Consider the following 25,361-nt stretch of genomic DNA (forward strand, 5'->3'; position numbering starts at 1 on the left):
GTAAGTGGTGAGGCAAATGTTATTTAATAAAAAAATTTTTTGTGAGCAATTTTTAGATTATAAGAACAAAGGGAGAACAGATAAGAATCACCCTTTTCACAACATGTTTAATAAAGAGATCCCAAACAACATTCGTTATGAATTAGAAAAACGTCATATGAGGAATTTGGACAGGATCGATATTAAAGCATCTACAGGAAATGGAAAAGTTGCAGAATGTTTTTGGATTGCACTTTTAGACAAGAGATTAACGACAAGTCCTAATTCCCAAAAAACAACGACACAAAAAGGTATATTTATTGTTATTTTATTCGCTGAGAACGGGGAAGATTTTTATTTAACAATTGAAACTGGAACTGAAAATTTATCTTTATCTGAAATTAAGGAAGAGGCAGCCATTTGGAGGCAAAGGCTACAGCCGGAATTAAAGCAACATAAAAGACTAGAGGGCTTTCATATAGGTGATTTTCATTTGGGTAAATCATTAAGACCTAAAAAATATGCAGCAAGCTCATTGGTCTTTAAAAAGTATAATATTGATCATTTTGACTATTACCAATTAATACAAGATATCAATTCTTTAAATGAGTTTTTTTATGATTTTGTTTACGAAATATATTTGGATCAGGACCTTACCCCAAAATTGGAAGATCAGAACAAGTATAAAAGAAAAAGAATCATTCATAGAGATGTTTATAAACAATTAAGAGAAGAAAGAGCAAAGCAAAACGAAGAGACAGGTAGAATAGCAGAGAAATTTGTTTATCATAAGGAAGTAGAGCAATTAAAAGCAGTGGGACGGGAACAATTAGCGGAAGCTGTCGATTGGGTAGCTGAAACGGAAGATGGTCATGGATTTGATATTAAATCTTATTACCCCGATGGAAAAGAGAAGCTTATAGAAGTAAAAGGATCTAAACTGACTCACCATGACTTTCCATTCTTCTTATCTGAACAAGAAAGAATGGTAGCAGAAGAGGAAAAAGAATCATATGTAATTACTTTAGTTGAGAGTGTCGGTACACAGCAGATGAAGATTGTCAAAGAAATACAAAACCCTTTAGGTAAAGACGATCTACATCTGAAACCTACTCAATATTCATGCAAAATTCGTGTGGATTGAAAAGTGGTGGCACGTATGAATTTATTTTCAATTCACGACAAAATAGTCTATACTGTAGGGTGGAGCTTGGTTTGAAAGGAGTACAAATTCATGAATGAAGAGCAGAGAAAAGCGAGCGGACAAGTAAGTTCATCGGACAAAAAATCCGAGAAGGACTACAGCCAGTATTTTGAAGCTGTGTACATTCCGCCTTCCTTAAAAGATGCAAAAAAACGGGGTAAAGAAGAAGTCGAATACAATCAATTTCAAATTGACGAGCGTTTTCAAGGGTTAGGAAACGGGCGCAAGTTTTATATTCGCACATATGGCTGTCAAATGAATGAGCATGACACAGAAGTGATGGCTGGTATTTTTATGGCGCTTGGTTATGAACCGACAAACTCAACGGAAGATGCAAATGTTATCTTATTAAACACTTGTGCAATTCGTGAGAATGCGGAAAACAAAGTGTTCGGAGAGCTTGGTCATTTAAAAGCATTAAAGCGTGAAAAGCCAGATTTAATTTTAGGTGTCTGCGGATGTATGTCGCAAGAGGAATCTGTCGTCAACCGTATTTTGAAGAAACATCCATTTGTTGATTTGATTTTCGGTACACACAACATTCACCGCCTGCCAGAGCTGTTATCTGAATGCTATCTTTCAAAAGAAATGGTCATTGAGGTTTGGTCAAAAGAAGGCGATGTCATTGAAAACCTTCCGAGAGCCCGCCAAGGAAAAATTAAGGGCTGGGTGAATATTATGTACGGTTGTGATAAATTCTGTACATACTGTATCGTCCCTTACACACGCGGTAAAGAAAGAAGCCGCCGCCCTGATGAAATTATTCAAGAGGTCAGACGTTTAGCGGCAGAAGGATATAAGGAAATTACCCTTCTTGGTCAAAACGTGAATGCGTATGGAAAAGATTTTGAAGACATGGAATATGGTCTTGGACACTTGATGGATGAGCTGCGTAAAATCGATATTCCGCGTATCCGTTTTACAACAAGCCACCCACGTGACTTCGACGATCACTTAATTGAAGTGCTGGCTAAGGGTGGGAACCTTCTTGATCATATTCATTTGCCAGTTCAATCCGGCAGTTCTTCTGTCTTGAAACTTATGGCGAGAAAATATGACCGTGAGCGTTACCTTGATCTTGTGCGCAAAATCAAAAAAGCGATGCCAAATGCTTCATTAACAACGGATATTATTGTTGGGTTCCCAAATGAGACAGATGAGCAGTTTGAGGAAACACTTTCCCTCTATCGCGAGGTTGAGTTTGATGCGGCATATACGTTCATTTACTCTCCAAGAGAAGGAACACCAGCAGCGAAAATGCAAGACAACGTGCCAATGCATGTGAAAAAAGAACGCCTTCAGCGCCTGAATGCACTCGTGAATGAAATTTCCGCGAAAAAAATGAAGGAATACGAAGGGCAGACTGTCGAAGTATTAGTAGAGGGTGAAAGTAAAAACAACCCTGAAATCCTAGCCGGATATACAAGTAAAAGCAAGCTTGTGAATTTTAAAGCACCAAAAGAAGCGATTGGCAACATCGTCAAAGTGAAAATCACACAAGCCAAAACTTGGTCTCTTGACGGAGAAATGGTTGGAGAAGCTATCGAGGTGAATTAAAATGACACTTTATTCAAAAAAAGAGATTGTCGAGCGCGCAAGAGAGCTCGCTAAAATGATTTCTGAAACAGAAGAAGTTGATTTCTTCAAGAAAGCAGAAGCGCAAATCAATGAAAACACAAAAATTTCAACGATTATTAACCAAATTAAGGCGCTTCAAAAACAAGCTGTAAATTTAAAGCATTACGGCAAACATGAAGCATTAAAGCAAGTGGAAGAAAAAATTGATGCCCTGCAAGAAGAACTGGATGAAATCCCGGTGATTCAAGAATTCAAAGAATCACAAGTGGAAGTCAATTCCCTGCTACAGCTCGTAGCGCATACGATTTCTAATCAAGTAACAGATGAAATCATCCTTTCAACCGGAGGCGACCTCTTGTTAGGAGAAACCGGTTCAAAAGTGAAAAACTCATCACCAAGTTGCTCCATTAAATGAGAAAACCCCGCAAATGCGGGGTTTTTATTATATAGAATATATGTAATTTGTATTTTGCTACTGCATCAACAACAAAATGTTGATGCAGTAGCCCTGTATTTCGTTATTTAAAATATTATAATCATACGTTATAAACTAAAAATTAATTGATTTTACAGATTAAAAGATTTGAATTGAAGCTCAATGCTTAATCCAAAAATGTTTATTATAATATTAAATTGTTTCATAAGATCTCCTCCTTATATAAAGAAGGGCTACTATCTTTATTACATCAAATGACACCATTACAGTCAACCCCAATCTCTCACTCTCCAACTTTTCCAATTTTCAAGGCAAGTTTATGGGCGACCATGCATACACTGAAACAGAAATGAATTTAATTGAACATGAAGTTCAAAATCGTGACACACTAGACGAATGCCCAGCATAAGATAAAACGATCAAGAACAAGGAGGCATGCCGGAATGTCTGAATACAGAGAGATTATTACAAAAGCGGTGGTTGCAAAAGGGAGGAAATTCACCCAAAGCACACACACCATTTCTCCATCGCAAAAACCAACCAGCATCCTAGGTGGTTGGATCATTAATCATAAGTATGATGCTGAAAAGGTCGGTAAAACTGTTGAGATTGAAGGAACCTTTGATATTAACGTATGGTATTCTTACGCCGATAACACGAAAACAGAAGTCGTCACAGAACGGGTGAAATATGTAGACATCATCAAACTGAGATATAAAGATAAAAATTTCCTTGATGATGAGCATGAAGTGATTGCAAAAGTGCTCCAGCAGCCGAATTGCTTAGAAGTGACCATTTCTCCAAACGGCAATAAAATTATCGTTCAAGCAGAGCGGGAATTCATTGCTGAAGTGGTAGGGGAAACAAAAATTGTTGTAGAGGTCAATTCAAGCTGGAAAGAAAAAGATGATCATGAGTGGGAAGAAGAGGTGGATGAGGAGTTAGAGGATATTCATCCAGAATTCCTAGCGGGTGATCCAGAAGAGTAATTCATGACTAGGGCGCATATCCCCCTAGTTTTTTTGTGTCCTATCTAGGAGAAAAAAGGGGTTTTTTTATGCTATAATGAAAGATGGTATGAATTCGAATGTAATATAGTGAGGGATTAGAAATATGGCAAGTTATACGCCCATGATACAGCAATATTTAAAAATCAAGGCAGAGTATCAAGATGCCTTTTTATTTTTTCGCTTAGGCGATTTTTATGAAATGTTTTTTGATGACGCAAAAGAAGCGTCACAAGAATTAGAGATTACGCTAACAAGTAGAGATGGCGGAACTATACCAATGTGTGGTGTTCCTTATCATTCTGCTTCTGCATACATAGAACAATTGATTTCAAAAGGCTATAAGGTCGCGATTTGTGAGCAAGTGGAAGATCCTAAAACGGCAAAAGGTGTAGTCAAAAGAGAAGTCGTTCAACTCATTACACCAGGTACGGTAATGGATGGTAAAGGCTTAAGTGAAAATGAAAACAACTTCATTGCCTCTGTGACAAAGTTTGAAAATGGATATGGACTTGCACTTTCCGATTTATCGACTGGTGAAAACATGGCGGCTTTCATCGATCGATTAGATGAAGTCGTGTCTGAAATTTATTCTGTCGGTGCAAAAGAAATTGTGGTGTCAAAGCAGCTGGATGAGGAAACAGTCAAGACCTTAAAGGAACGGTGCCAAGCGACCATTTCATACGAAGATAGTGATGAATTAATCGATGAAGCTGAGCGACTCGTGTCCCGCCTGAGCGAGCAACTAAGATCGGCATTTTTGACATTATATGCTTATTTAAGAAGAACGCAAAAAAGAAGTCTTGATCACCTTCAGCAAGTGCAAGTGTTTGAGCTCGAACAAACAATGAAAATTGATCTTTACTCAAAACGAAATCTTGAATTAACAGAGACGATCCGCTCAAAAAGCAAGAAGGGCTCTTTGTTATGGCTGTTAGATGAAACAAAAACAGCGATGGGCGGAAGGCTGCTCAAGCAATGGATCGACCGGCCGTTAATTCGTCTTTCGCACATTAAAGAACGCCAGGAAATGGTGCAAATTCTCATGGACCATCTCTTTGAACGAGAGGATCTGCGTGAACGGTTGAAGCAAGTATATGATCTTGAACGTCTAGCGGGCCGCGTCGCGTTTGGCAACGTCAATGCCCGTGATCTCATTCAGTTAAAGGAATCCTTAAAACAAGTGCCAGCCATTAAAGAACTTGTGCACTCACTGCCAGAGGAAATGGCAAAATCAAGAGCGAATGATATTGATCCTTGTGATGATTTACTGAATTTATTAGAAGATGCGCTATATGAAAATCCGCCAATGACGTTAAAAGAAGGCAATTTGATTAAAGACGGCTACAATACAAAATTAGATGAATACCGTGATGCCAGCCGAAATGGGAAGGACTGGATTGCACGGCTTGAGCAGCAAGAAAGAGAATATACAGGCATTCGCTCTTTAAAAGTCGGGTTTAATAAAGTATTTGGTTATTATATTGAAGTGACACGAGCGAATACGCATTTGCTGGAGGAAGGGCGTTATGAAAGAAAACAAACGCTCGCCAATGCAGAGCGGTATATTACACCTGAATTGAAAGAAAAAGAAGCGCTGATTCTTGAGGCCGAATCAAATATTAGCGAACTGGAATATGAACTATTCGCAGCTCTCAGAGAACAAGTGAAAGTCTATATTCCGAGATTACAGCTGCTCGCAAAACAAATGAGTGAGCTGGACGCCCTCCAATGCTTTGCGACTGTCAGTGAAAAACGCCGTTATATTCGTCCAGAATTCTCAGAGGATGAGGTAGATGTCATAGATGGCCGTCATCCAGTCGTTGAAAAAGTGATGGATCACCAGGAGTATGTGCCGAATGACTGCCATATGGGAAATGGCCGGCAAACCTTGCTCATTACTGGACCGAATATGTCAGGGAAAAGTACGTACATGAGGCAAATGGCGCTTATCTCCATTCTTGCGCAAATTGGATGCTTTGTACCGGCATCGAAGGCAACCCTTCCGATCTTTGACCAAATCTTTACACGTATTGGGGCGGCAGATGATTTGATTTCTGGTCAGAGTACTTTTATGGTAGAGATGCTCGAAGCAAAAAATGCGATGGTGCACGCAACGAAAAACAGCTTGATTTTATTTGATGAAATTGGACGCGGGACAAGCACCTATGATGGAATGGCTCTTGCGCAGGCGATCATTGAATTTGTACACGATCATATTGGTGCCAAAACGCTTTTTTCCACACATTATCACGAACTGACAGTTCTTGAATCTCAATTAAGCGAGCTGAAAAATGTTCATGTACGTGCTGAAGAGCATGAAGGCACGGTCGTTTTCTTACATCAAATCAAAGAGGGTGCAGCTGATAAAAGCTATGGTATTCATGTAGCGCAGCTTGCTGAATTGCCTGATGCGATCATCGATAGAGCCCAGACCATTTTGACGGAGCTTGAGAGCGGATCACATGTAGTGACCCCGCACGTATCTGCAGCTCCAAAAACAGAAAAGGCTGAGGAAAAACAGCAGCTTTCTTTCTTTGAAGTAGAAGAAAAACCGCAAACCAAACCAGTTCTAAAACAGAAAGATCAAGCGGTGATCGAGGAATTAAAGTCATTCAATCTAATGGATATGACTCCGCTCGAAGCGATGACTAAACTATATGAATTGCAAAAGAAATTATAATGTAAGATGAGGTGAGCAAAATGGCAAAGATTATTCAGTTATCCGATGACCTATCCAATAAAATTGCTGCAGGTGAAGTAGTCGAGCGCCCGGCTTCTGTCGTAAAAGAGCTTATGGAAAATGCAATCGATGCAAGCAGTACAGTGATTGAAATCGATGTAGAAGAAGCAGGTCTTTCCTCTATTAGAATGATTGATAATGGTGCTGGAATCGATGCTGAAGATTGTAAGCTCGCCTTTCAGCGCCATGCAACGAGTAAAATCAAAGATGAAAATGACCTGTTCCGTGTCAGAACGCTTGGATTCAGGGGAGAGGCGCTGCCAAGTATCGCATCTGTCTCTCATCTGGAAATGAAAACAAGTACTGGTGAAGGAGCTGGAACGCACCTTGTGCTGCAAGGCGGAAAGATCATTTCAGAGAAAAAAACCTCTGGCCGCCGAGGTACCGAAATTGTCGTTACCAACTTATTTTACAATACGCCTGCCAGACTAAAATACATGAAAACCGTTCATACGGAGCTTGGCAATATATCAGATGTCGTCAATCGAATTGCACTGGCTCACCCAGAAGTATCAATTCGCTTGCGTCACCAAGGAAAAGTCCTGCTTCAGACGAATGGAAACGGGGATGTGCGGCATGTGCTTGCGGCCATTTATGGGACAGCTGTTGCGAAAAAAATGGTGCCACTTCACGTGCAATCGCTTGATTTTGAAGTGAAAGGATATATCTCCTTGCCAGAAGTGACAAGGGCATCACGGAATTATATGTCTTCTGTAGTAAATGGCAGATATGTTAAGCATTTTCCGCTCGTAAAAGCGGTCCATGAAGGGTATCACACGCTGCTGCCGATTGGCCGCCATCCGATTACATTTATTGAAATGAAGATGGACCCCATTTTAGTGGATGTGAACGTGCATCCTTCGAAGCTTGAAGTGAGACTTAGTAAAGAGCAGGAACTTCATGAGCTAATCAAACAAGGAATTAAGGACGTATTTCAAAAACAGCAACTCATTCCAAGTGCTTCGGTGCCAAAGAAAGCACCAATGCCAGCGATCAAAAATGAGCAGCAATCCTTAACCTTTGATGCGAAAAAAGCAAATACAAACGAGGCGAGAACATCGCTACCCTATCAGCCGGAGTCTCTCGAATCGGTTGTATACGAGACAAATCAGATGGACACATACGGGACGCCTACGCAGGAAATGACAGGAGCATCATCACCCGTATTTAATGAAGATACTCCGTCTGAGCGTATCCATGTAGAGGAATCCGCTGCTTCTCTTGAATATGAAGAATCAGTACTGAGAGAGGATGCTGCAGAAACCATTTCAGAAAACGAGCGAGTTCCTGTCATGTATCCCATCGGGCAAATGCACGGCACATATATTTTGGCTCAAAATGAACGAGGGCTTTATATTATTGATCAGCACGCGGCTCAGGAGCGAATCAAGTATGAGTATTATCGTGAGAAAGTAGGAGAGATCGAACAGGAAGTGCAAGAAATGCTCGTCCCATTAACATTCCACTACTCGAAAAACGACATGCTGATTATTGAAGAGCATAAAGAGATACTAACGAAAGTGGGTGTCTTCTTAGAGCCTTTCGGTTCAGGAAGCTACATTGTTCGGTCGCATCCACAGTGGTTTCCAAAAGGGGAAGAGGCTGAACTGATCGAAGAAATTATTGAGCAAGTGCTGGATGAGAAGCGTGTAGATATCAAAAAATTAAGAGAAGAAGCGGCGATCATGATGAGCTGCAAAGGCTCTATCAAAGCAAATCGTCATTTGCGAAATGATGAAATCAAAGCTTTATTAGATGAATTGCGGCAAACCAATGACCCTTTCACCTGTCCGCACGGCCGGCCGATCATCATTCATCACTCGACATATGAAATGGAGAAAATGTTTAAACGGGTGATGTGATCAAATAAAAAAAAGACAAAGGGCTAAATTAGCCCTTTGTCACAGTCTGAAGCGCTCTCATAAGAGCGCTTTTTTATTTAGCATCCGCACGGATTGGGCGGTGTGACCACAACTGGTCGTGTTTGAATATCGAGGGTGTCCTCTGCATAAAACTTAGAACCAATGCTAAGCGCACGGTTTTCTGCACGGAACGTATATGTACCTGCAGCAGGAAGTACTTTATGTGAAAGTTGTAATTTATATTGTGAGATTCCTAATAAATCGATTCTAGCTGGAATGCGGACAGTTTTTCCACTGTTCAAAATGTAGCTGTCTTTTAATGCTTTTCCGTTGAAGATGTCTTTTGTTGTCGCTTGAAAGCCTGCAGGTAATGTGAACTCAATGGCACCGATACTTAAAACAGAATTTGGGCGGTATGTTAGCTCAATGTCTGAAAAAGACCATTCCTGCTTACTTGTACCTGTAATTTTCGCATAAAGCTCAGCTGGTCTGGCATTTGTTGATGCTTTGCCTTCCTCTGTTTTGGATCCTTCAGCGGATGCGGCAATCGGTACCGATAGTGCCATGACCACTGTCAGCATCCCCATCATGATCATTGTCCATATTTTTTTCATTTCTTCATTCCCCCTTGTTGATTATAGGTAAATAATAGATGATTAAATCCATTATTTACCTATAATGTTACCATATCCCTACAAGGTGTTGAATGGTATATTATACCCTTATTTTGTCATTTTGTTTAGTAATAACGGGAGAAATGCGTATTTGGTTGGTTCATTCCGTAACCAAAGCCTGGCATTTGCTGATTCGGCATCATCATATGCATATCTTGATATCCGTATGGATGATATGGCATCATTCCATATCCACCATAGTGGCCATGATGGTGGTGATCCTTCATTGGAACATGTGAAAAGGGATCATGCTGATTTGGAAAAGGCAGATAGGCTGAATGATGATGCGGATAATGTCCGCTGTACTTATCTTTTTTACCATGATAATGGTTTGGCATATTCATATGATCATGCATGTTTGGCGCGACCACATGCTCATGGTTGGCTGTATACACATTCTCAAACGTATGGTACGGGTTTCCTTCGTGATGATGATTCATTGGGCTATTCATATTGTTCATTTGATATCTCATCCTTTATGTCAGGTTGCCATATCCTATGAGCATGATCCGTTTCATGAGCCTATCCATATGAAAAAAACCGGCTTTTCAGCCGGGAAAACAAAAAGCAGATGAAAGCGTCAGGTGCTAAAATGAGATGCTGTGTCTTCTTCTGCGACGCTTCTTACAGCTGCTGCAGACACTTTTAGGACAGTAATAGGGATCGTAGCTTCTAGAAGTATCCCAGAAATCGCTCTCAAACCATTTATCTTTTTTGTGATGAAACTTTTTTTCTTTACATGGATCCTCATGGCGATGATCGTCATGCTTTTTATAACAGTTTGAGTGGGAATGTTTGCACTTGCACTTGCACTTGCATTTGCACATTGTCATCCCTCCTAAATGTGACTCAATGCTAGTATATGCAAGAATAAGACAAGGGGACTGGATGGTGGCGCATCTTCTGCAAAAAAAGGCTTTTTCTAAAAAACTCAAATAAAAAGAATTGACTAGTGCTAAAATAACATGATAAAATATAAATTTTTATCCACAGATGAAATGTGTTATAATCAAATTGTGAATACTTTCGGAGGTGGCGGATTTGTTTCAAATAGGTGATAAAATTGTTTACCCTATGCATGGTGCCGGTGTGATTGAAGGAATGGAAGAAAAAGAGATTTTAGGTAAGACGGAGGAATATTTTCTGATTCAAATGCCGAATATGCAGATGATGATCCCAAGAGGCAGAATCAATCAACTAGGTATACGTCCGGTAGCAGATCAAGCAACGCTGAAAGTTGTGATGAACAATTTTGCAGAAGAAACAAACGACGACACGCTTACTTGGAAGCAAAGATATGATGAAAATCTGAAAAAGCTAAAAACAGGTGCGATCGAAGACGGTGCAGACGTTGTCAAAGATCTGATGAGACGAAATCAGAAGAAAGCATTAAATTCAAGTGAAAAGAAGATGCTTGAAGATGCGCGAGGCATGTTAGTGAGTGAAATTTCTCTTGCACAAGGGCTGTCACAAGATGAAGTCCTTTCAGCTTTAGAGGATGAACTAAGAGTTTAATGATGGATATACAATAATTGGCTGTAAACAGGAGGGCATCCCTTTTGTTTACGGCTTTTTTTGTTTGAAATCAGAAAAACATCTTCATTTTTGTAGGTGATTTTAACTAAAGCTAAAATGAGGTCATACGATGCAGTTTTTATTCAAGCAGCGAATGATTCAAAGAAGTCGGAAATACCTAGAACGGCATAAAAAAACAGGAAAGTTCTCCTGATTCATTTAAATGAGCCGGACATCCTTTGAATTCTGTTAGCCATTGATAGTAAAATAATGCGATAAGATGACACCTAAGAGAATGAAAAGGAGCGGTGAAATGAAAAGGCTACTGATATGTGGATTCATCTTTCTGATCCTGTGTGCTCTTTTAATGGTGAAATGCAGCCATTCTGTTCAAGAAAAAAAAGAGCAAAAGCAACATCAAGAAGAGGTAGAAAAGTATCAAAAAGAGCGGAAAAAAGGGGATCAATATGACAGCTTTAAACAGCTTATCCGGCATGAAAGAGAAGGCTATGAAATAGAATTTCACGAAAAGGGCGGAAGTGATTTACTTGTCTTTTCACCTCATGGAGGGGAAATTGAACCAGGAACAAGTGAAATTGTAGAAGCATTTCAACAAAAATACTCGACGTATTTGTTTGAGGGAACGAAACAAGAGAATAATCGTGATTTGCATATTACAAGCACCAAGTTTGATGAACCGATATTGGTCCAAATGATTAAAACGTACCCTTTCTCCATTTCCATCCACGGCTACAAAAGTGATAAAAGGCACACGCTAGTTGGCGGGACAAACGAAAAAATGCAAAGAGCAGTTGTACGAGAATTAAAACATCGAGGGTTTTCTGCAGAAATGGTGCAAGAAGGCGAACGGCTCTCAGGGACAGATCCTAAAAATATTAATAATCGAAATGCAAGTGGTGAAAGTGTTCAGCTAGAAATTAGTTCGGCACAGAGAGAGGCCTTTTTCGACAATTTTGATACGAGAAAAGAAAAGAAAAAAGCATTCAGACGTTATATCCGTGCTTTAAAAGAAGTATTAAGAGAATTTGACCCATCAACGTAGAAAAATCGTTTTGATGGGTAAAAGTACTCTATTTGAACTTGGTAAAAAAGATAGAAATATGCGAAATGAACATAAAATATGCAATAACTTACAATTTGCCTTAAAAACATAAATTATGTAAAATAATAGTTATCAGTTTGATATGATAGAATGGGGCTGAAGTGGATGGCACATAAAATACCATCTTCCGAAGTAGGTGTAAAGATCAATCAATGGTACACGCATATTTGCAAATTTGAAGTCGAACAAGCAAACGATATGAAGCGCCTTGTTGAAGAAGAAATTCATGAGATGGAAGAGGATCAAGATTTACTTTTATATTATTCTCTAATGGATTTTCGCCATCAACTGATGCTTCAGCATTCAACGCCAGTCCATGCAGGGAGTGAAACACTTCAAGCCGTGTCTTTTCCAAAAGAAATGGAAGATGGAGAAGATGAGATGACAGGCTTACTCGGCTATTACTTTCATTTTTTCCATGGAATGTTTGCGTTTATCCAGCGCCGGTACATCGAGGCCATTTCCTATTACAAGCATGCGGAACATCAACTGATCTTAGTGACAGATGAGATTGAAAAAGCGGAATTTTACTATAAAATTGCTGAAGTATACTATCATATGAAACAAACTTATTTCTCCATGCATTATGCTAAAAAAGCAAGAGACATTTATAAGAAACATCAGCTTTATGGAAAAAGAAGCATTCAATGTGATTTTGTCATGGCAGGTAATTGGATTGATGTGAGTCAGCACCAGAAAGCGCTTCCTTACTTAGAAAAAGCGTTAAAGGTCTGTGAAGCGATGGAGCAGAAAAAGTGCACATCTTATTTTAAAGCGATGGCCCTTAATAACTTAGGAGCTTGTCATTATAGTATGGGAACGTACCATACAGCGACAGTCTTTTTTGAACAAGCCATTTCCCTTTATCAAAAAGATCAAGCATCCACGATGATCCAATCATTATTTTCACTTGCTCTCACCTGGTTTAAGCTCGGAGATATCGAGCGGGCGGGCGAGGCTATACGTAAAGGGATGAATGAGGCTTGTTTATTGGAAGATGAAATTTATCAGTTGAAATTCCAATTTTTGCAGGCGCTTTATATAGAAAAAGACAGCTGTGAGCAATTAAGATCGGCACTTTTTGGACTGCGAAGCAAAAAAATGTTTGCTGATTTAGAGGAATTAGCACTTGATGCGGCTAATTATTATAAGGAACGCGACATGTACAAGGAATCCTCCACTTTTTTTGAGATTGTGATCGAAGCGCGTACGCACATTCAAAAAGGAGATGAGATGTATGAGAACGAAGCATAACATGTCAGCTGATCAAGTAGATGAAAGACTTCACACATAATAACAGACAAAAACAACACCCTTTACGAATCAACGTAAAGGGCTTTTTTTACTTATTCTTTGATGGCTTTTTCTGCGTCAATGGCACCTGCCCCGTAAATCATCGGGTCATCCCCAGACCACTTGCTTGTATTTTCTTTTAACAGGGTTTTGACCTCATCGGGCGTTAAAGCTGGTGAATGCTCTAATAAAAGAGCACAAATACCAGCGCAAATCGGTGTTGCCATAGATGTGCCAGATAACGTCGTGTAATCATCATCGACTCTGCTTGATTTATCGAGTTTATCTAGAAAGGATCTTGGTGATCTGAGGGAGACAATGTTTACTCCCGGTGCAAGGATATCAGGCTTTGTCTCCCCATAAACAGTAGGACCTCTGCTTGAAAATGGTGCCACAATATCATCGTTCGATTCTGGTGTATTCCGGTCATCAAAAGCGCCAACCGTAATCACTTTTTGACTGACGGCAGGACTCGCAATTGTTTGGCTGTTAGGACCAGAGTTTCCGGCTGCGACGCAAACAACAATGCCTTTATCCCAAGCGGCATTGACAGCACGCACCATCGGATCGTCCTGTTCGTCATCATAACGCTGAGCATCTGCGCCTAGTGACATACTCATAATATGAATCGGATCATCAGGGTGATCTTCATTGAACTGGATGCACCATTCAACCCCTTCTATTATAGTAGAAAGTGATCCAGCCCCTTGTTTATTTAATACTTTTACGCCAATTAAATGAGCTTTTGGAGCAGGTCCTTTGTACAAGCCATCTGAGGCCGCTCCGTCTCCAGCTACATCTCCAGCGCAATGAGTGCCATGCCCGTTATCATCATAAGGCTTTGTTTTCTGCTTGACTAAGTCCACAAAATCGCGAATTCTTCCTTCTAGATCTTCATGCGGATAAATCCCTGTATCAATGACAGCGACCGTAATGCCTTCCCCTGTTAAGGCTGTACCTTTTCGGATGACTTCATCCGCGTGACTGGCTTGTGTGGCCACATCCAGAAGTGCATGAACTTTCCGGTCTAAATAAATTTTACGAATATGCTCACCATTTGCTAACAGCTCCTCTAAAGCAGCTGGTGTTAGGTCTGCAGCGCAGCAGTCGATATGTGAAAAGTGCCGTTTGATATTTGTTTTTCTACTTTTTTTCATGAGCTGTTTTGTGCTTTGAATTCCTGCTTCGACCGCGCCTTCCTTAAATTCAATAATCACACGAAGCTTCTTTCTCTTCTTTAATCTTCCTTCAAAGAAACGATGAAGAAAGCATGGCGTCCATTTAAAAGGCTTATAAAGGTGAAGGACGGTCTCTCTTAAAGGTTGATCCAGTTTACTAGCATGTGTTCTGACCATTTGCACCATAGAAAATCCAAACATGTGATGCCCTCCATTCTAGCTATCCATTCTTGTACACTCTTACGTTATGAGAATGAGAGGTGCTTGGTTCGGATTCTTGTCCCTTCTTTTCTTCATATTGGCGGCTTACTCATTTCTGATGAAAAAGAAAAGCGCTTACATTTTGTAAAATAATAGAAAAAGGTGGAAAACATGTAGAATCAGCCGATGATAGGTGGGAGAGTTCTTCTTAGAGAACCGGTGAAACAAACGATTTTGCAGAAAAAAAGGAGGGGGTAGACAGGGTCAATGCTCATACAAATTTGACTTGTCACAGAGAGGAAAAATCAAATCCATATAAAAAGTAGCCAAATTAAAGAAAACAGACTGGATAGAACTAGGTCATTTTAAACATAACTTCATTTGTCTGTCATACTATTCTAACTCTGTTTTCAAAGAGGAGAGGCGTTTCTGTGTATATAAATGCAATTATCTTATTTTTGAGGAATCTCATCAACTAGAGTGTTATGATCAAATTTGAAGAGAAAAAGTGGAAAAAATGAAAAGAAATGATGATTCAATATAAATCATAGAAACGGCTTAGAAATCTGTTAAAGGAGAACGGGAATGAAGAAGTTTTTTGCTTTGCTTCTCCTGCTTGCGATCGGATGGGGCGTTTATTATACAATGCAAGCACAGGAACATGATGAGCCAGTGTCATCAGGTGGGGAAGACGAAAGCGGTTCAAATGATATTTATCGCAATTTTAAAGAACTAGAAGAAAACGAATCAACAAGCAGCTATCAGATTACATCCAACCCAGTGCCTGGAAGCCGTCTTCTTGTGATGTCACCCCATGGGGGGAGAATTGAAGGCGGCGTGAGCGAGATCGTCCATTTTTTTGATAATGATTTCTCTACGTATTTGTTTGAAGGTTTAAGAGAGAATGCGTCAGAACTTCATGTGACAAGTACAAATTTTGATGAGCCAGTCGGCGTCGCGCAGGCAAAAGCACACGATTATATTTTAGCAGTGCATGGCTACAAAGGTGAGGAAGGCATTGACCATACACTCGTTGGCGGAACAGATTACGACCGTGCAGAGAAAATAGTGAACTCATTAGAGCGGAATGGATTTTCTGCTGAACTGGCTGTCGCACACGCAACCCTGAGCGGAACAAGCAATCATAATATTAATAATCTTACAAAAACAGGGCAAAGTGTACAGCTAGAGATTAGTAGAAGTCAGCGTGAAGCTTTATTTGACAGTTTTGACTTTCGGCGGCGGTCGAGTACAAAAAACGAGACGTTCTACCGGTATGTCAGGGCGATTCGGACAGTGCTTGATGAGGAATATACATAAAAATGGTGCACATGTTAAGACAAGCAGCGTGAATTCTTGTTACACTATAAAAAGTGATAACAAAAGGAGAGACGAATATGGCGCGTCATCATTTTCATCTTCAGGCGAGCTGGCCTGGCCTGCGTAACGGTGTGGGTACAATCTCATGCGAACAGTTAAAAACGAACATTTCAATTCCAAAAGAAATGGACGGTCCCGGCATTGGGACAAATCCAGATGAGATGCTCTTAGGTGCAGCGGCTACGTGTTATATTATTACACTTGCCGCTATGATGGAGCGGAGCCAATTAGAAAAAGAGGATCTCACGATGAGTTCTGAGGCTGTCGTCGATGTGACAAATGGTGTGTTTACATATGAAAAAATCATACATCGGCCTGTCATCATCCTCAAAGCCTCTGCTTCTCCGCAAGATATTGAGCTTGCCCGCAAGCTTGCTCACAAAGCCGAAAGCTCATGTATGATCTCAAGAGCTGTTCAAGGAAATGTGGACATTTCCTTAGAAGAAACCATTCAAGTCGGCGGGTGAAAACAAAAAGTCATTTTCTCTTAATGAAATGGAGAAAATGACTTTTTTTATGACGTCCATTCGGTTTGATTGATATGTTCTTTGTTTTCTTCCTTTTGTTTTTTTGACAGGTTCAAGACAATCACACCGCATATTACTAATGCAAGACCAATGAAGCCTTTTATGTGAATGGTTTCGTTAAATAGCACGAGTCCGATAAGAGCAGTGAGTGCTGTTCCAACGCCAGACCATGTCGCATAAGCAGACGAAAGGTCAATCGTTTTAAGTGCTAGACTGAGGAAGGTAAAGGCACACCCAAATCCAATCAGGACCCCAATACTCGGTAATAGTTGCGAAAAACCTTGTGAAAGCTTCAGCATCGTACTGCCAAAAACCTCCGTTAAAATAGCCCCTGTTAAATAGAGCATTCCTTTCATGATCTCTCACATCCTTTATGACATATTTAAAAGTACGACCCCTGAGACAAGCATTGCCATCCCAATGATTGCTCTTTGGTTCAAGGTTTCTTTGAAAAAAAGCACGCCAAAAATAGCCGTGAGGACTGTACCAACCCCAGACCATGTTGCGTAAGACATGCTAAGTGGAATGATATTTAGTGTCAATGACAGCATATAAAAGGCAAGTGTATACCCAGCAATAACGACAGCGCTAGGCTTAAAGCGAGTAAAGCCATTTGAGAATTTTAACATCACGGCGCCAATGGCTTCTGAAAAAATGGCCACAGCTAGAAAAAGATATCCGAGGATCATCATGTTCCCTCCTCTAATAGGTGTAAAACCCGGTGAAGTAAAAGGGTTTTTTCCTCTCGGTTCAGCGGTTCAAGCTGAAACATTTCTGAAAACCATATTCCATCACATGCAAGACGGATCAGCTGGCTCAATGCAGGGTCATTAATTTCCTCAGCTGCTTTCGCTTTGAACTCTGCATAAAAATCACGCCAAGGGTTCAATAACGCTTCATCAAATGACATAGTAGCCAGCATACTTGTACATAGCTGAATCGTATTTTGATGATCAAGATCATGTAATGTGGCCGATATATATGCACGGACATAAGGCGCTTTTTCATGTTTGTAAGTTTCTTGATACGTTTCGAGCTGCTGACGAAAGAAAAGAATCGCGTGCTCATTCATTTTTTGGATGAGCTCTTCCTTGCTTGCGAAATGATAAAGCAGGCCGGCTTTGGTCATATGTGCATGCTCTGCCACTTGCTGAAGGGTAAGCTGGCTTAACCCTTCTACTAAAATCGTGCGGGCAGCTGCATCAAAGATTTGCTCTTTTTTGGTTTTAGACATAAAAAAAACACCTACTTTACTGAACGGTCGGTAAAGTAAATGTTAACCCATCAAAAACGAGTGTGTCAATCGATTCATTTGATGAACAGATTTTTTCGCTAAATCGTCATATTTAATAATAAGGGTATGGTCCATATGGCGGGTACGGAGGCGGATAAGGGTATCCATAGCCATAGCCTGGTGCAAGCAGAGACCCAGCAAGCAGACCTCCAGCAAAACCACCTAAAAATGGAGGTCCGAAAAATCCAGGTCTACCATAACCAAATCCAGGTCTCCCAAAGCCAAATCCGGGTCTCCCAAACCCAAAACCCGGGCGTCCAAAGCCAAAACCAAAAGGTCTTCTCATGTCTTCTTGCATAAATGGCTGTGCATCAAAATAATTCATAAAAAAAGGCTCCTCTCACATAAAATCACTGTAACTGACATCAGTGTATTCGATTGGCCTATATGTGTTTGGGTGAACGCCTATTATAAGGAGGAATGTTAAAAATGGGCCTGTATCCGTCTGATTGGGCTAAATGCCCGCCGCATGCTCATGCCTATAAAGCACGAACGGATGTAACAGAAGAGCATTATCATTTAATAGAAGGTATTTCTCAGCCTGTCAATGGAAGCAGTACCGATCAGCATACTCATTACTATCGCGGGGTCACCTCTTTTGAGAGAGGACATTTCCACAGATACTACGGCGTCACAGGACCTGCGATACCGAGATTGGATGGTACGCACTATCACGAGATTGAGGAAGTCACGTTTTCTGCCTATAACGATTCTGTCCCCATTCCATACGGAGGAGTCGTCTATAGTCCGGACGAGGAGCGGCCGACGCATACGCATCGCTTAAAAGGAAAGACGTACGAAGTGGTCGGAAATGAACCACTCAGCTGGTGATAGACCGTATATAGGAGAGAAAGAGAAGTTATGCTATACTGTAGGCAGTTTGTAAAAGAGAGTGATGTCATGAAAAAAACGAAACAACCAGTGATTGTATTAGTAGGACCGACGGCTGTCGGCAAAACAAAACTGAGCATTCATATAGCCAAAGCATTTAATGGAGAAATTATCAGTGGTGATTCTATGCAGATTTATAAAGGAATGGACATTGGAACAGCTAAAATCACCCCTGAAGAAATGGATGATGTCCCTCACCACTTAATTGATATTAAAGAGCCAGATGAATCCTTTTCTACAGCTGAATTTCAGCAGCTGGTCCGTATGAAAATCAAAGAGATTGCCGCTAGAGGGAAAACACCCATGATCGTCGGCGGAACAGGTTTGTATATCCAATCTGTTTTATATGATTACACATTTACCGATGAGAAAAGTGACCCTGCATTTAGAGAAGAAATGGCGCTGTTTGAACAGCAGCATGGCTCCCTTCAGCTGCACGAAAAACTAAAGGCAGTAGACCCTGATGCTGCAAAAGCCATTCATCCAAATAATGTCCGCCGCGTCATCCGGGCGCTTGAAGTGATCCATACAACAGGTCAGAAAATGTCGGAAATGCAAAATGGTCATCAAGAAGTTCCTCTTTATGATACAGCCTTCATTGGGCTGAAAATGGATCGAGAGCTTTTGTACGAGCGCATTCATAAAAGAATTGATATGATGATAGATGAAGGCTTAATTGAGGAAGTGAGCGCACTTTATCAATCTGGCTTGAAGGATTGTCAATCGGTTCAAGCGATTGGTTATAAAGAGCTGTATGCGTATTTTCAAGGTGGCTACTCACTTGATGAAGCTATCCAGCAATTAAAGCAAAATTCCCGTAGATATGCGAAGCGTCAGTTCACGTGGTTCCGTAATAAAATGGATGTCACTTGGTTCGACATGACACCGCCTTGCCACTTTTCAGACAAAAAGGAGGAAATTTTCGCATATATAGCAGGAAAGCTTGGACTTAAAGCGAAACTGTAGTTATCAGAATCAAGGAGGACGAAACATGAAACCGATTAATATTCAGGACCAATTTTTGAATCAAATTCGTAAAGACAATACATTTGTCACAGTATTCTTACTGAATGGCTTTCAGCTTCGCGGTCAAGTGAAAGGATTTGACAATTTCACGGTGCTGCTTGAAACAGAAGGGAAGCAGCAGCTTATTTATAAACATGCTATTTCTACATTTGCACCTCAAAAGAATGTAAATCTAGAATTAGAATAGGATATGTTCGACCTAATAGCCCCATGCATCTGCGAATAAACCGGCCGGAACCCGCTACGTTTTTGTCAGTGCAGAGGGGCTATTTTGCATGCCGTGAAACCTTTCTGTCTATTTTGCGTATAATCCCTTATTGGATATGAAGAAAGGTGAGGGGAACGATATGGAAAATGCAGAGCTTGAATTAAGAAGGATTAGAGTGATCCTTCTACTAATTGGGATTGTTGTCTTATTTGGATCGTGCGCCATTTCAAACATTGAATCTAGGCAGGAAAGCTGGCATAACTATTCTAATCAAGATGATCATGGAGATATAGAAGGTCTGTTACAATCAGCTGTTGCACTAAAAAATAATCACTTTGCTGTTGTGAAAGATGATGAAGTACATGTGTACCGGTTTGATGAAAAAGAGGGAGAACTGACTCTTATTAAAACAAAATACATAGATGAGTGGGACGAAGATTATGATGATGACGATTCTGTGGAAGAGTAAGCACGTAAATTTACAAATGAATGTGAAGTCGCTACACTATAATCATGCATTAGACATCTAGACAGAAAAGGATGAGTTCATGACACACAAAATTAAAATTAATCATTGGGAACAAACTTGTGAAGACGACTCCTGCTTCGAATATGGAACAAGTGTTTCTGTAAATGGGAAAGAATTAGTCAGAGAAGCTTCAATCGTCTCTGCGCTTGAAGCGGTGCTAAAAGAATTAGGTGTTGAAGTGGAAATTACAGAAGTGTCAGAAGATTTACAGTGCGATGCCTACAAAAAATAAAACAAAAAGTCTAGTCTACTAAGCGATTTTTTTTCGTGTTATGATAGATTTCGGTTTCAGTTGAATAGAGAGTAGAGCAGTCTATTTTTAGATCCTGTTCTGCTCTATTTATTTGAACGTACGAGTTCGGCTATGAATGTTCGGCCGGGTTGGTTGATTTTTTTCGTTTCGAACATCTATATATTGTGTTTTGAAAAAACATAGTATACTATATATAGTGAATAACGAAATGATCAACAATACTAAAAACTAGGTCGTGATGGAATTGATTCAAATCGTATTTGATTCAAAAACAGGAAATGTTCAACGCTTTTTGGACAAGACCCCCTTTACAGACAAACGAAAATTGACTGGAGAAGAGTTTTTGGATACGCCGTTTATTCTCGTCACCTTTACGACAGGATTTGGACAAGTCCCTAGTACCACTCAATCTTTTTTAGAGAAAAATGCTCACCTTTTACTAGGTGTAGCGGTGAGTGGAAACAAAGTGTGGGGAGATAATTTTGCCAAAAGCGCCGATACGATTTCTAAACAATATCAAGTTCCTATTTTGCACACCTTTGAACTAAGCGGAACAAAAAGGGATGTTGAATTGTTTACACAGGAGGTAGAAAGAATTGTCACAAAATCAGGTTCCAAAGTGGATACAATTAAATAACGAGATTATGATTCAAAAAGAAGGAAAGTTTCAGTTCGATAAGGACAAAGAAGCTGTACATAGTTATTTCGTAGATTATATTAATCAAAACACAGTCTTCTTTCACAACTTAGAAGAGAAGATTGATTACTTAATAGAAAACGACTACTATGAAGAAGAATTTTTAAGACAATACAGCATGGCAGATATTAAAGAGGTATTCGAAGCTGCATATGCGAAGAAATTTAGATTCCCATCATTCATGAGTGCGTTTAAGTTTTACAATGACTATGCACTGAAAACAAATGATAAAAAGAAAATCCTTGAACGCTATGAAGACCGCATTTCAGTTGTAGCGCTTTTCTTTGCGGGCGGAGATAAAGAAAAAGCCCTTGAGTTTGTAGAACTGATGATCAATCAGGAATACCAGCCAAGTACACCAACATTCTTAAACGCTGGGCGTAAAAGACGCGGTGAGCTTGTGAGCTGCTTCTTGCTTGAAGTGAATGACTCATTAAACGATATTTCAAGAGCGATTGATATTTCAATGCAGCTTTCAAAATTAGGCGGCGGCGTCAGCTTGAACTTGTCTAAACTTCGTGCAAAAGGCGAAGCAATCAAAGATGTTGAAAACGCGACAAAAGGTGTCGTTGGCGTGATGAAGCTTCTTGATAATGCATTCAGATATGCAGATCAAATGGGACAAAGACAAGGATCAGGCAGTGCGTACCTCAATATTTTCCACAGAGATATTAATGATTTCTTAGATACTAAAAAAATCTCTGCAGATGAAGATGTTCGCGTGAAAACATTGTCCATCGGTGTCGTCATCCCCGATAAATTTATCGAGCTTGCAAGAGAAGATAAAACAGCTTACACCTTCTATCCGCACACAGTCTATAAAGAATATGGACAGCATCTTGATGAGATGGACATGGAAGAAATGTATGATGAGCTTGTAGAAAACCCGAAAGTCAAAAAAGAAAAAGTCAATCCGAGAAAGCTTCTTGAAAAATTGGCTGTTCTTCGTTCAGAATCAGGCTATCCATATATCATGTTCCAAGATAACGTGAATAGAGAGCATGCATTAAACCATATTTCACGAGTGAAATTCTCAAACCTTTGCTCAGAAGTGCTTCAAGCTTCAGAGGTCTCTTCTTACGCGGACTATGATCAAGAAGATGAAATTGGTCTTGATATTTCTTGTAACCTTGGCTCATTAAATATCATGAATGTCATGAAAAACAAATCGATCGAAAAAACGGTCAAACTAGCAACAGATTCACTAACGCTTGTATCTGAAACAACAGATATTCGCAATGCACCAGCTGTTCGAAAAGCGAACAAAGCGATGAAATCAATCGGACTTGGCGCGATGAACCTTCACGGGTATTTGGCTCAAAACCAAATCGCCTATGAAAGTGAAGAAGCAAGAGACTTCGCGAATACATTCTTTATGATGGTGAACTACTATTCAATTAAACGCTCAAGTGAGCTTGCAAAAGAAAAAGGAGAAACATTCCATCGTTATGAAGGCTCTGGCTACGCAACGGGCGAGTACTTCAATAAATACGTGGAGAATGATTTCACACCAAAAACAGAAAAAGCAGCAGCATTATTTGAAGGCATGCACATTCCAACAAAAGAAGACTGGGCAGCACTCAAAGACTTTGTAGCGGAAAATGGCATGTACCATAGCTACCGCTTATGTATTGCACCAACAGGTTCCATTTCTTATGTGCAATCGGCAACAGCTTCTGTTATGCCAATTATGGAGCGTATCGAAGAAAGAACATACGGCAACAGCAAAACGTATTACCCAATGCCAGGTCTTTCAGCGCAAAACTGGTTCTTCTATAAAGAAGCGTACGATATGGATATGTTTAAAGTGGTCGATATGATCGCAACGATTCAGCAGCACGTTGATCAAGGAATCAGCTTTACACTATTCTTGAAAGATACGATGACAACGCGTGACTTAAACCGCATCGATCTGTATGCACACCATAAAGGCATTAAGACACTTTATTATGCAAGAACGAAGGATACAGGGCAGGAAGGCTGTCTTTCTTGTGTTGTTTGATTAAAGGAGAGTTTAACGTGACAAAAATTTATGATGCAGCCAACTGGTCAAAACACGAAGACGATTTTACACAAATGTTTTACAACCAAAATGTGAAGCAGTTCTGGCTTCCGGAAGAGATTTCCTTAAACGGGGATCTATTGACATGGAAATATTTAGGTGAAAAAGAGCAAGATACGTACATGAAGGTACTTGCTGGACTGACTTTACTTGATACAGAACAAGGAAATACAGGGATGCCGATAGTGGCTGAACATGTAGAAGGTCATCAGCGTAAAGCGGTATTAAACTTTATGGCGATGATGGAAAATGCGGTACATGCGAAATCATACTCAAATATCTTCATGACACTCGCACCAACTGAAACGATCAGTGAAGTGTTTGAATGGGTGAAGAAGAATAAATTCTTGCAAAAGAAAGCAGATATGATTGTCAGTTTATACCGTTCAATTCAAAAGGACGATCCGATTTCTCTCTTTAAAGCAATGGTTGCTTCTGTTTATTTAGAAAGTTTCCTATTTTACAGTGGTTTTTACTACCCGCTTTATTTCTATGGACAAGGTAAGCTCATGCAAAGTGGTGAAATCATCAACTTGATTTTGCGTGATGAAGCGATTCATGGTGTATACGTTGGACTGTTAGCACAAGAAATTTACAACAAACAAACACCTGACGTGCAAAAAGAGCTATATGATTTCTCAATTGACCTATTGAACGAGCTTTATGAAAATGAACTTCATTACACGGAAGATATATATGACCAAGTCAATTTATCGCATGATGTGAAAAAGTTCATTCGTTACAATGCCAATAAAGCGTTAATGAACCTTGGATTTGCCCCTTACTTTGAAGAAGAAGAGATCAATCCAATTGTATTGAACGGACTCAATACAAAAACAAAATCGCATGACTTCTTCTCAATGAAAGGGAACGGCTACAAAAAAGCGACAGTTGAGCCGTTAAAAGATGACGATTTCTTCTTTGGAGATGAATCATAAGTAAGGCGTAAAAGTCAAAACGCATCACTCGTTTTGGCTTTTTGCCATTTCATACAATGCGTTACATACTGGAGGTTACCGAACATGGGAAAAATGGATGAAATCATACTAGTTGCACCGCGCACACGCGTATTCCAAAACGAAACGCTTGCGTTTAATGGTGTGAATAGTGAAGAGAAAACAATCAATACAATGATGAAAGAAATCGAAGAGCACTTCGAGCAGATGCGCAGAGGCGATGCGGAAGAAAATCCTGACTTCAAGCAGCCGATTCCTTATGTCGTGATTAAGCGTGAAGACGAAGTGTATGTATATGAAAGGCTTCAAGGCGGGGGAGAGACTCGATTGCATCATAAGTTATCTCTTGGCTTTGGTGGTCACATGAATTTCATCGAAGGCAAAAATTTTGCTGAAATTCTAAAAGAAAATACGGATCGTGAGCTAGACGAGGAACTTTCTATTCAAGAAAAAGACAAACTTGAGATGAAAACCCTTGGATTAATTAATGATGATGACAACAGTGTAGGTCGTGTGCACATTGGACTGTTATCAGCGCTTGAATTATCTCCAGGTGCTCATGTAGAAGTGAAAGAAACAGATCAAATATCAGGAAAATGGATGAAAGCATCTGATTTGAAAAAGCCTGAATACTTCGATCGACTTGAAACGTGGTCTCAATTTGTCGTGAACATTTTAGCATAAATGAAGCAATCAAAAACCGGCTCAGCAGCAGACTTGAGCCGGTTTATTTCGTTAAAACAGC

General features: G+C 40.0%; 27 protein-coding genes. 20 read left to right on the forward strand and 7 right to left on the reverse strand.

Annotation, left to right across the window (positions count from 1 at the left end):
* Positions 1-16 precede the first annotated feature (16 nt).
* The 6 genes from MHI16_RS08550 to mutL all read left to right on the forward strand — a co-directional run bounded on the left by MHI16_RS08550 (position 17) and on the right by mutL (position 8,809).
* On the forward strand, positions 17-1,123 hold the full coding sequence (locus MHI16_RS08550; protein WP_058013938.1) for a DUF3578 domain-containing protein: 1,107 nt from the start codon (positions 17-19) through the stop codon (positions 1,121-1,123).
* Positions 1,124-1,213: 90 nt separating this feature from the next.
* Positions 1,214-2,740, forward strand: a complete 1,527-nt coding sequence (gene miaB / locus MHI16_RS08555) for a tRNA (N6-isopentenyl adenosine(37)-C2)-methylthiotransferase MiaB (protein ID WP_058013937.1) — start codon at positions 1,214-1,216, stop codon at positions 2,738-2,740.
* Between the two features lies 1 nt (position 2,741).
* Complete coding sequence (locus MHI16_RS08560) at positions 2,742-3,176, forward strand: RicAFT regulatory complex protein RicA family protein (RefSeq protein ID WP_003211238.1); 435 nt, start codon at positions 2,742-2,744, stop codon at positions 3,174-3,176.
* 464 nt (positions 3,177-3,640) lie between these two features.
* Complete coding sequence (gene cotE / locus MHI16_RS08565) at positions 3,641-4,186, forward strand: outer spore coat protein CotE (RefSeq protein WP_003212450.1); 546 nt, start codon at positions 3,641-3,643, stop codon at positions 4,184-4,186.
* A 124-nt stretch (positions 4,187-4,310) separates the two neighbouring features.
* Entirely contained in the window at positions 4,311-6,887 is a 2,577-nt protein-coding gene (mutS, locus tag MHI16_RS08570; protein WP_058013936.1) for a DNA mismatch repair protein MutS, read from the forward strand.
* Positions 6,888-6,907: 20 nt separating this feature from the next.
* Positions 6,908-8,809, forward strand: coding sequence for a DNA mismatch repair endonuclease MutL (gene mutL / locus MHI16_RS08575; RefSeq protein WP_058013935.1), 1,902 nt, complete (start codon positions 6,908-6,910; stop codon positions 8,807-8,809).
* Between the two features lie 77 nt (positions 8,810-8,886).
* Here mutL and bslA read toward each other — a convergent pair whose 3' ends face one another.
* Positions 8,887-9,423: a biofilm surface layer hydrophobin BslA gene (gene bslA / locus MHI16_RS08580; protein ID WP_058013934.1), complete on the reverse strand. Its 537-nt coding sequence runs from the start codon at positions 9,421-9,423 to the stop codon at positions 8,887-8,889.
* A 125-nt stretch (positions 9,424-9,548) separates the two neighbouring features.
* Positions 9,549-9,944, reverse strand: a complete 396-nt coding sequence (locus tag MHI16_RS08585) for a hypothetical protein (RefSeq protein WP_058013933.1) — start codon at positions 9,942-9,944, stop codon at positions 9,549-9,551.
* A gap of 580 nt (positions 9,945-10,524) precedes the next feature.
* Here MHI16_RS08585 and MHI16_RS08590 point away from each other — a divergent pair.
* The 3 genes from MHI16_RS08590 (at position 10,525) to MHI16_RS08600 (ending at position 13,375) form a co-directional block, all read left to right on the forward strand.
* Positions 10,525-10,998 carry a CarD family transcriptional regulator gene (locus tag MHI16_RS08590; protein WP_058013931.1) on the forward strand — a complete coding sequence of 158 codons (474 nt, stop codon included), beginning with the start codon at positions 10,525-10,527 and terminating at the stop codon, positions 10,996-10,998.
* A 313-nt stretch (positions 10,999-11,311) separates the two neighbouring features.
* Entirely contained in the window at positions 11,312-12,061 is a 750-nt protein-coding gene (locus MHI16_RS08595; protein ID WP_058013930.1) for a poly-gamma-glutamate hydrolase family protein, read from the forward strand.
* Between the two features lie 165 nt (positions 12,062-12,226).
* Positions 12,227-13,375 (forward strand): Rap family tetratricopeptide repeat protein, encoded by a 1,149-nt coding sequence (locus MHI16_RS08600; protein ID WP_058013929.1) that lies wholly within the window; start codon positions 12,227-12,229, stop codon positions 13,373-13,375.
* A 92-nt stretch (positions 13,376-13,467) separates the two neighbouring features.
* Here the strand turns inward: MHI16_RS08600 and MHI16_RS08605 are convergent, their stop codons facing one another.
* On the reverse strand, positions 13,468-14,793 hold the full coding sequence (locus MHI16_RS08605) for a S8 family peptidase (protein WP_058013928.1): 1,326 nt from the start codon (positions 14,791-14,793) through the stop codon (positions 13,468-13,470).
* Between the two features lie 585 nt (positions 14,794-15,378).
* On the opposite strand from MHI16_RS08605, the gene MHI16_RS08610 reads away from it, so the two are divergent.
* Together MHI16_RS08610 and MHI16_RS08615 are read left to right on the forward strand one after the other, a co-directional pair.
* Positions 15,379-16,113 (forward strand): poly-gamma-glutamate hydrolase family protein, encoded by a 735-nt coding sequence (locus MHI16_RS08610; protein ID WP_058013927.1) that lies wholly within the window; start codon positions 15,379-15,381, stop codon positions 16,111-16,113.
* Positions 16,114-16,190: 77 nt separating this feature from the next.
* Entirely contained in the window at positions 16,191-16,640 is a 450-nt protein-coding gene (locus tag MHI16_RS08615) for an OsmC family protein (RefSeq protein ID WP_058013926.1), read from the forward strand.
* 47 nt (positions 16,641-16,687) lie between these two features.
* Here the strand turns inward: MHI16_RS08615 and MHI16_RS08620 are convergent, their stop codons facing one another.
* From MHI16_RS08620 to MHI16_RS08635, 4 genes are all read right to left on the reverse strand, one after another.
* On the reverse strand, positions 16,688-17,056 hold the full coding sequence (locus tag MHI16_RS08620) for a multidrug efflux SMR transporter (protein WP_058013925.1): 369 nt from the start codon (positions 17,054-17,056) through the stop codon (positions 16,688-16,690).
* 15 nt (positions 17,057-17,071) lie between these two features.
* Positions 17,072-17,389 carry a multidrug efflux SMR transporter gene (locus MHI16_RS08625; RefSeq protein WP_058013924.1) on the reverse strand — a complete coding sequence of 106 codons (318 nt, stop codon included), beginning with the start codon at positions 17,387-17,389 and terminating at the stop codon, positions 17,072-17,074.
* The gene (locus MHI16_RS08630) at positions 17,389-17,934 is read right to left on the reverse strand and encodes a TetR/AcrR family transcriptional regulator (RefSeq protein ID WP_058013923.1); all 546 of its coding nucleotides are present in this window, start codon (positions 17,932-17,934) and stop codon (positions 17,389-17,391) included. Before MHI16_RS08630 ends, MHI16_RS08625 begins: the two co-directional genes overlap by 1 nt.
* Positions 17,935-18,046: 112 nt before the next feature.
* Positions 18,047-18,319 carry a hypothetical protein gene (locus tag MHI16_RS08635; RefSeq protein ID WP_058013922.1) on the reverse strand — a complete coding sequence of 91 codons (273 nt, stop codon included), beginning with the start codon at positions 18,317-18,319 and terminating at the stop codon, positions 18,047-18,049.
* Positions 18,320-18,423: 104 nt separating this feature from the next.
* Here MHI16_RS08635 and MHI16_RS08640 point away from each other — a divergent pair, with 104 nt between their 5' ends.
* From MHI16_RS08640 to MHI16_RS08680, 9 genes are all read left to right on the forward strand, one after another.
* Positions 18,424-18,825, forward strand: a complete 402-nt coding sequence (locus MHI16_RS08640) for a YmaF family protein (RefSeq protein WP_058013921.1) — start codon at positions 18,424-18,426, stop codon at positions 18,823-18,825.
* Positions 18,826-18,894: 69 nt separating this feature from the next.
* Positions 18,895-19,851 (forward strand): tRNA (adenosine(37)-N6)-dimethylallyltransferase MiaA, encoded by a 957-nt coding sequence (gene miaA, locus MHI16_RS08645; protein WP_058013920.1) that lies wholly within the window; start codon positions 18,895-18,897, stop codon positions 19,849-19,851.
* Between the two features lie 25 nt (positions 19,852-19,876).
* Positions 19,877-20,098, forward strand: coding sequence for an RNA chaperone Hfq (hfq, locus tag MHI16_RS08650; RefSeq protein ID WP_003211269.1), 222 nt, complete (start codon positions 19,877-19,879; stop codon positions 20,096-20,098).
* A 160-nt stretch (positions 20,099-20,258) separates the two neighbouring features.
* On the forward strand, positions 20,259-20,588 hold the full coding sequence (locus MHI16_RS08655; RefSeq protein ID WP_058013919.1) for a YmzC family protein: 330 nt from the start codon (positions 20,259-20,261) through the stop codon (positions 20,586-20,588).
* 79 nt (positions 20,589-20,667) lie between these two features.
* Positions 20,668-20,880 (forward strand): hypothetical protein, encoded by a 213-nt coding sequence (locus tag MHI16_RS08660; protein ID WP_003212415.1) that lies wholly within the window; start codon positions 20,668-20,670, stop codon positions 20,878-20,880.
* 265 nt (positions 20,881-21,145) lie between these two features.
* A complete protein-coding gene (nrdI, locus tag MHI16_RS08665; protein ID WP_008360380.1) occupies positions 21,146-21,538 on the forward strand; it encodes a class Ib ribonucleoside-diphosphate reductase assembly flavoprotein NrdI in 393 nt (130 codons plus the stop codon).
* The gene (gene nrdE, locus MHI16_RS08670; protein ID WP_058013918.1) at positions 21,498-23,600 is read left to right on the forward strand and encodes a class 1b ribonucleoside-diphosphate reductase subunit alpha; all 2,103 of its coding nucleotides are present in this window, start codon (positions 21,498-21,500) and stop codon (positions 23,598-23,600) included. Before nrdI ends, nrdE begins: the two co-directional genes overlap by 41 nt.
* Before the next feature lie 17 nt (positions 23,601-23,617).
* Entirely contained in the window at positions 23,618-24,598 is a 981-nt protein-coding gene (gene nrdF / locus MHI16_RS08675) for a class 1b ribonucleoside-diphosphate reductase subunit beta (RefSeq protein WP_058013917.1), read from the forward strand.
* Between the two features lie 84 nt (positions 24,599-24,682).
* Positions 24,683-25,300: a hypothetical protein gene (locus MHI16_RS08680; protein ID WP_058013916.1), complete on the forward strand. Its 618-nt coding sequence runs from the start codon at positions 24,683-24,685 to the stop codon at positions 25,298-25,300.
* Positions 25,301-25,361 lie beyond the last annotated feature (61 nt).

The organism is Bacillus sp. FSL K6-0923 (genome assembly GCF_038630825.1).
GTDB classification, from domain to species: Bacteria; Bacillota; Bacilli; order Bacillales; family Bacillaceae; genus Bacillus; species Bacillus pumilus.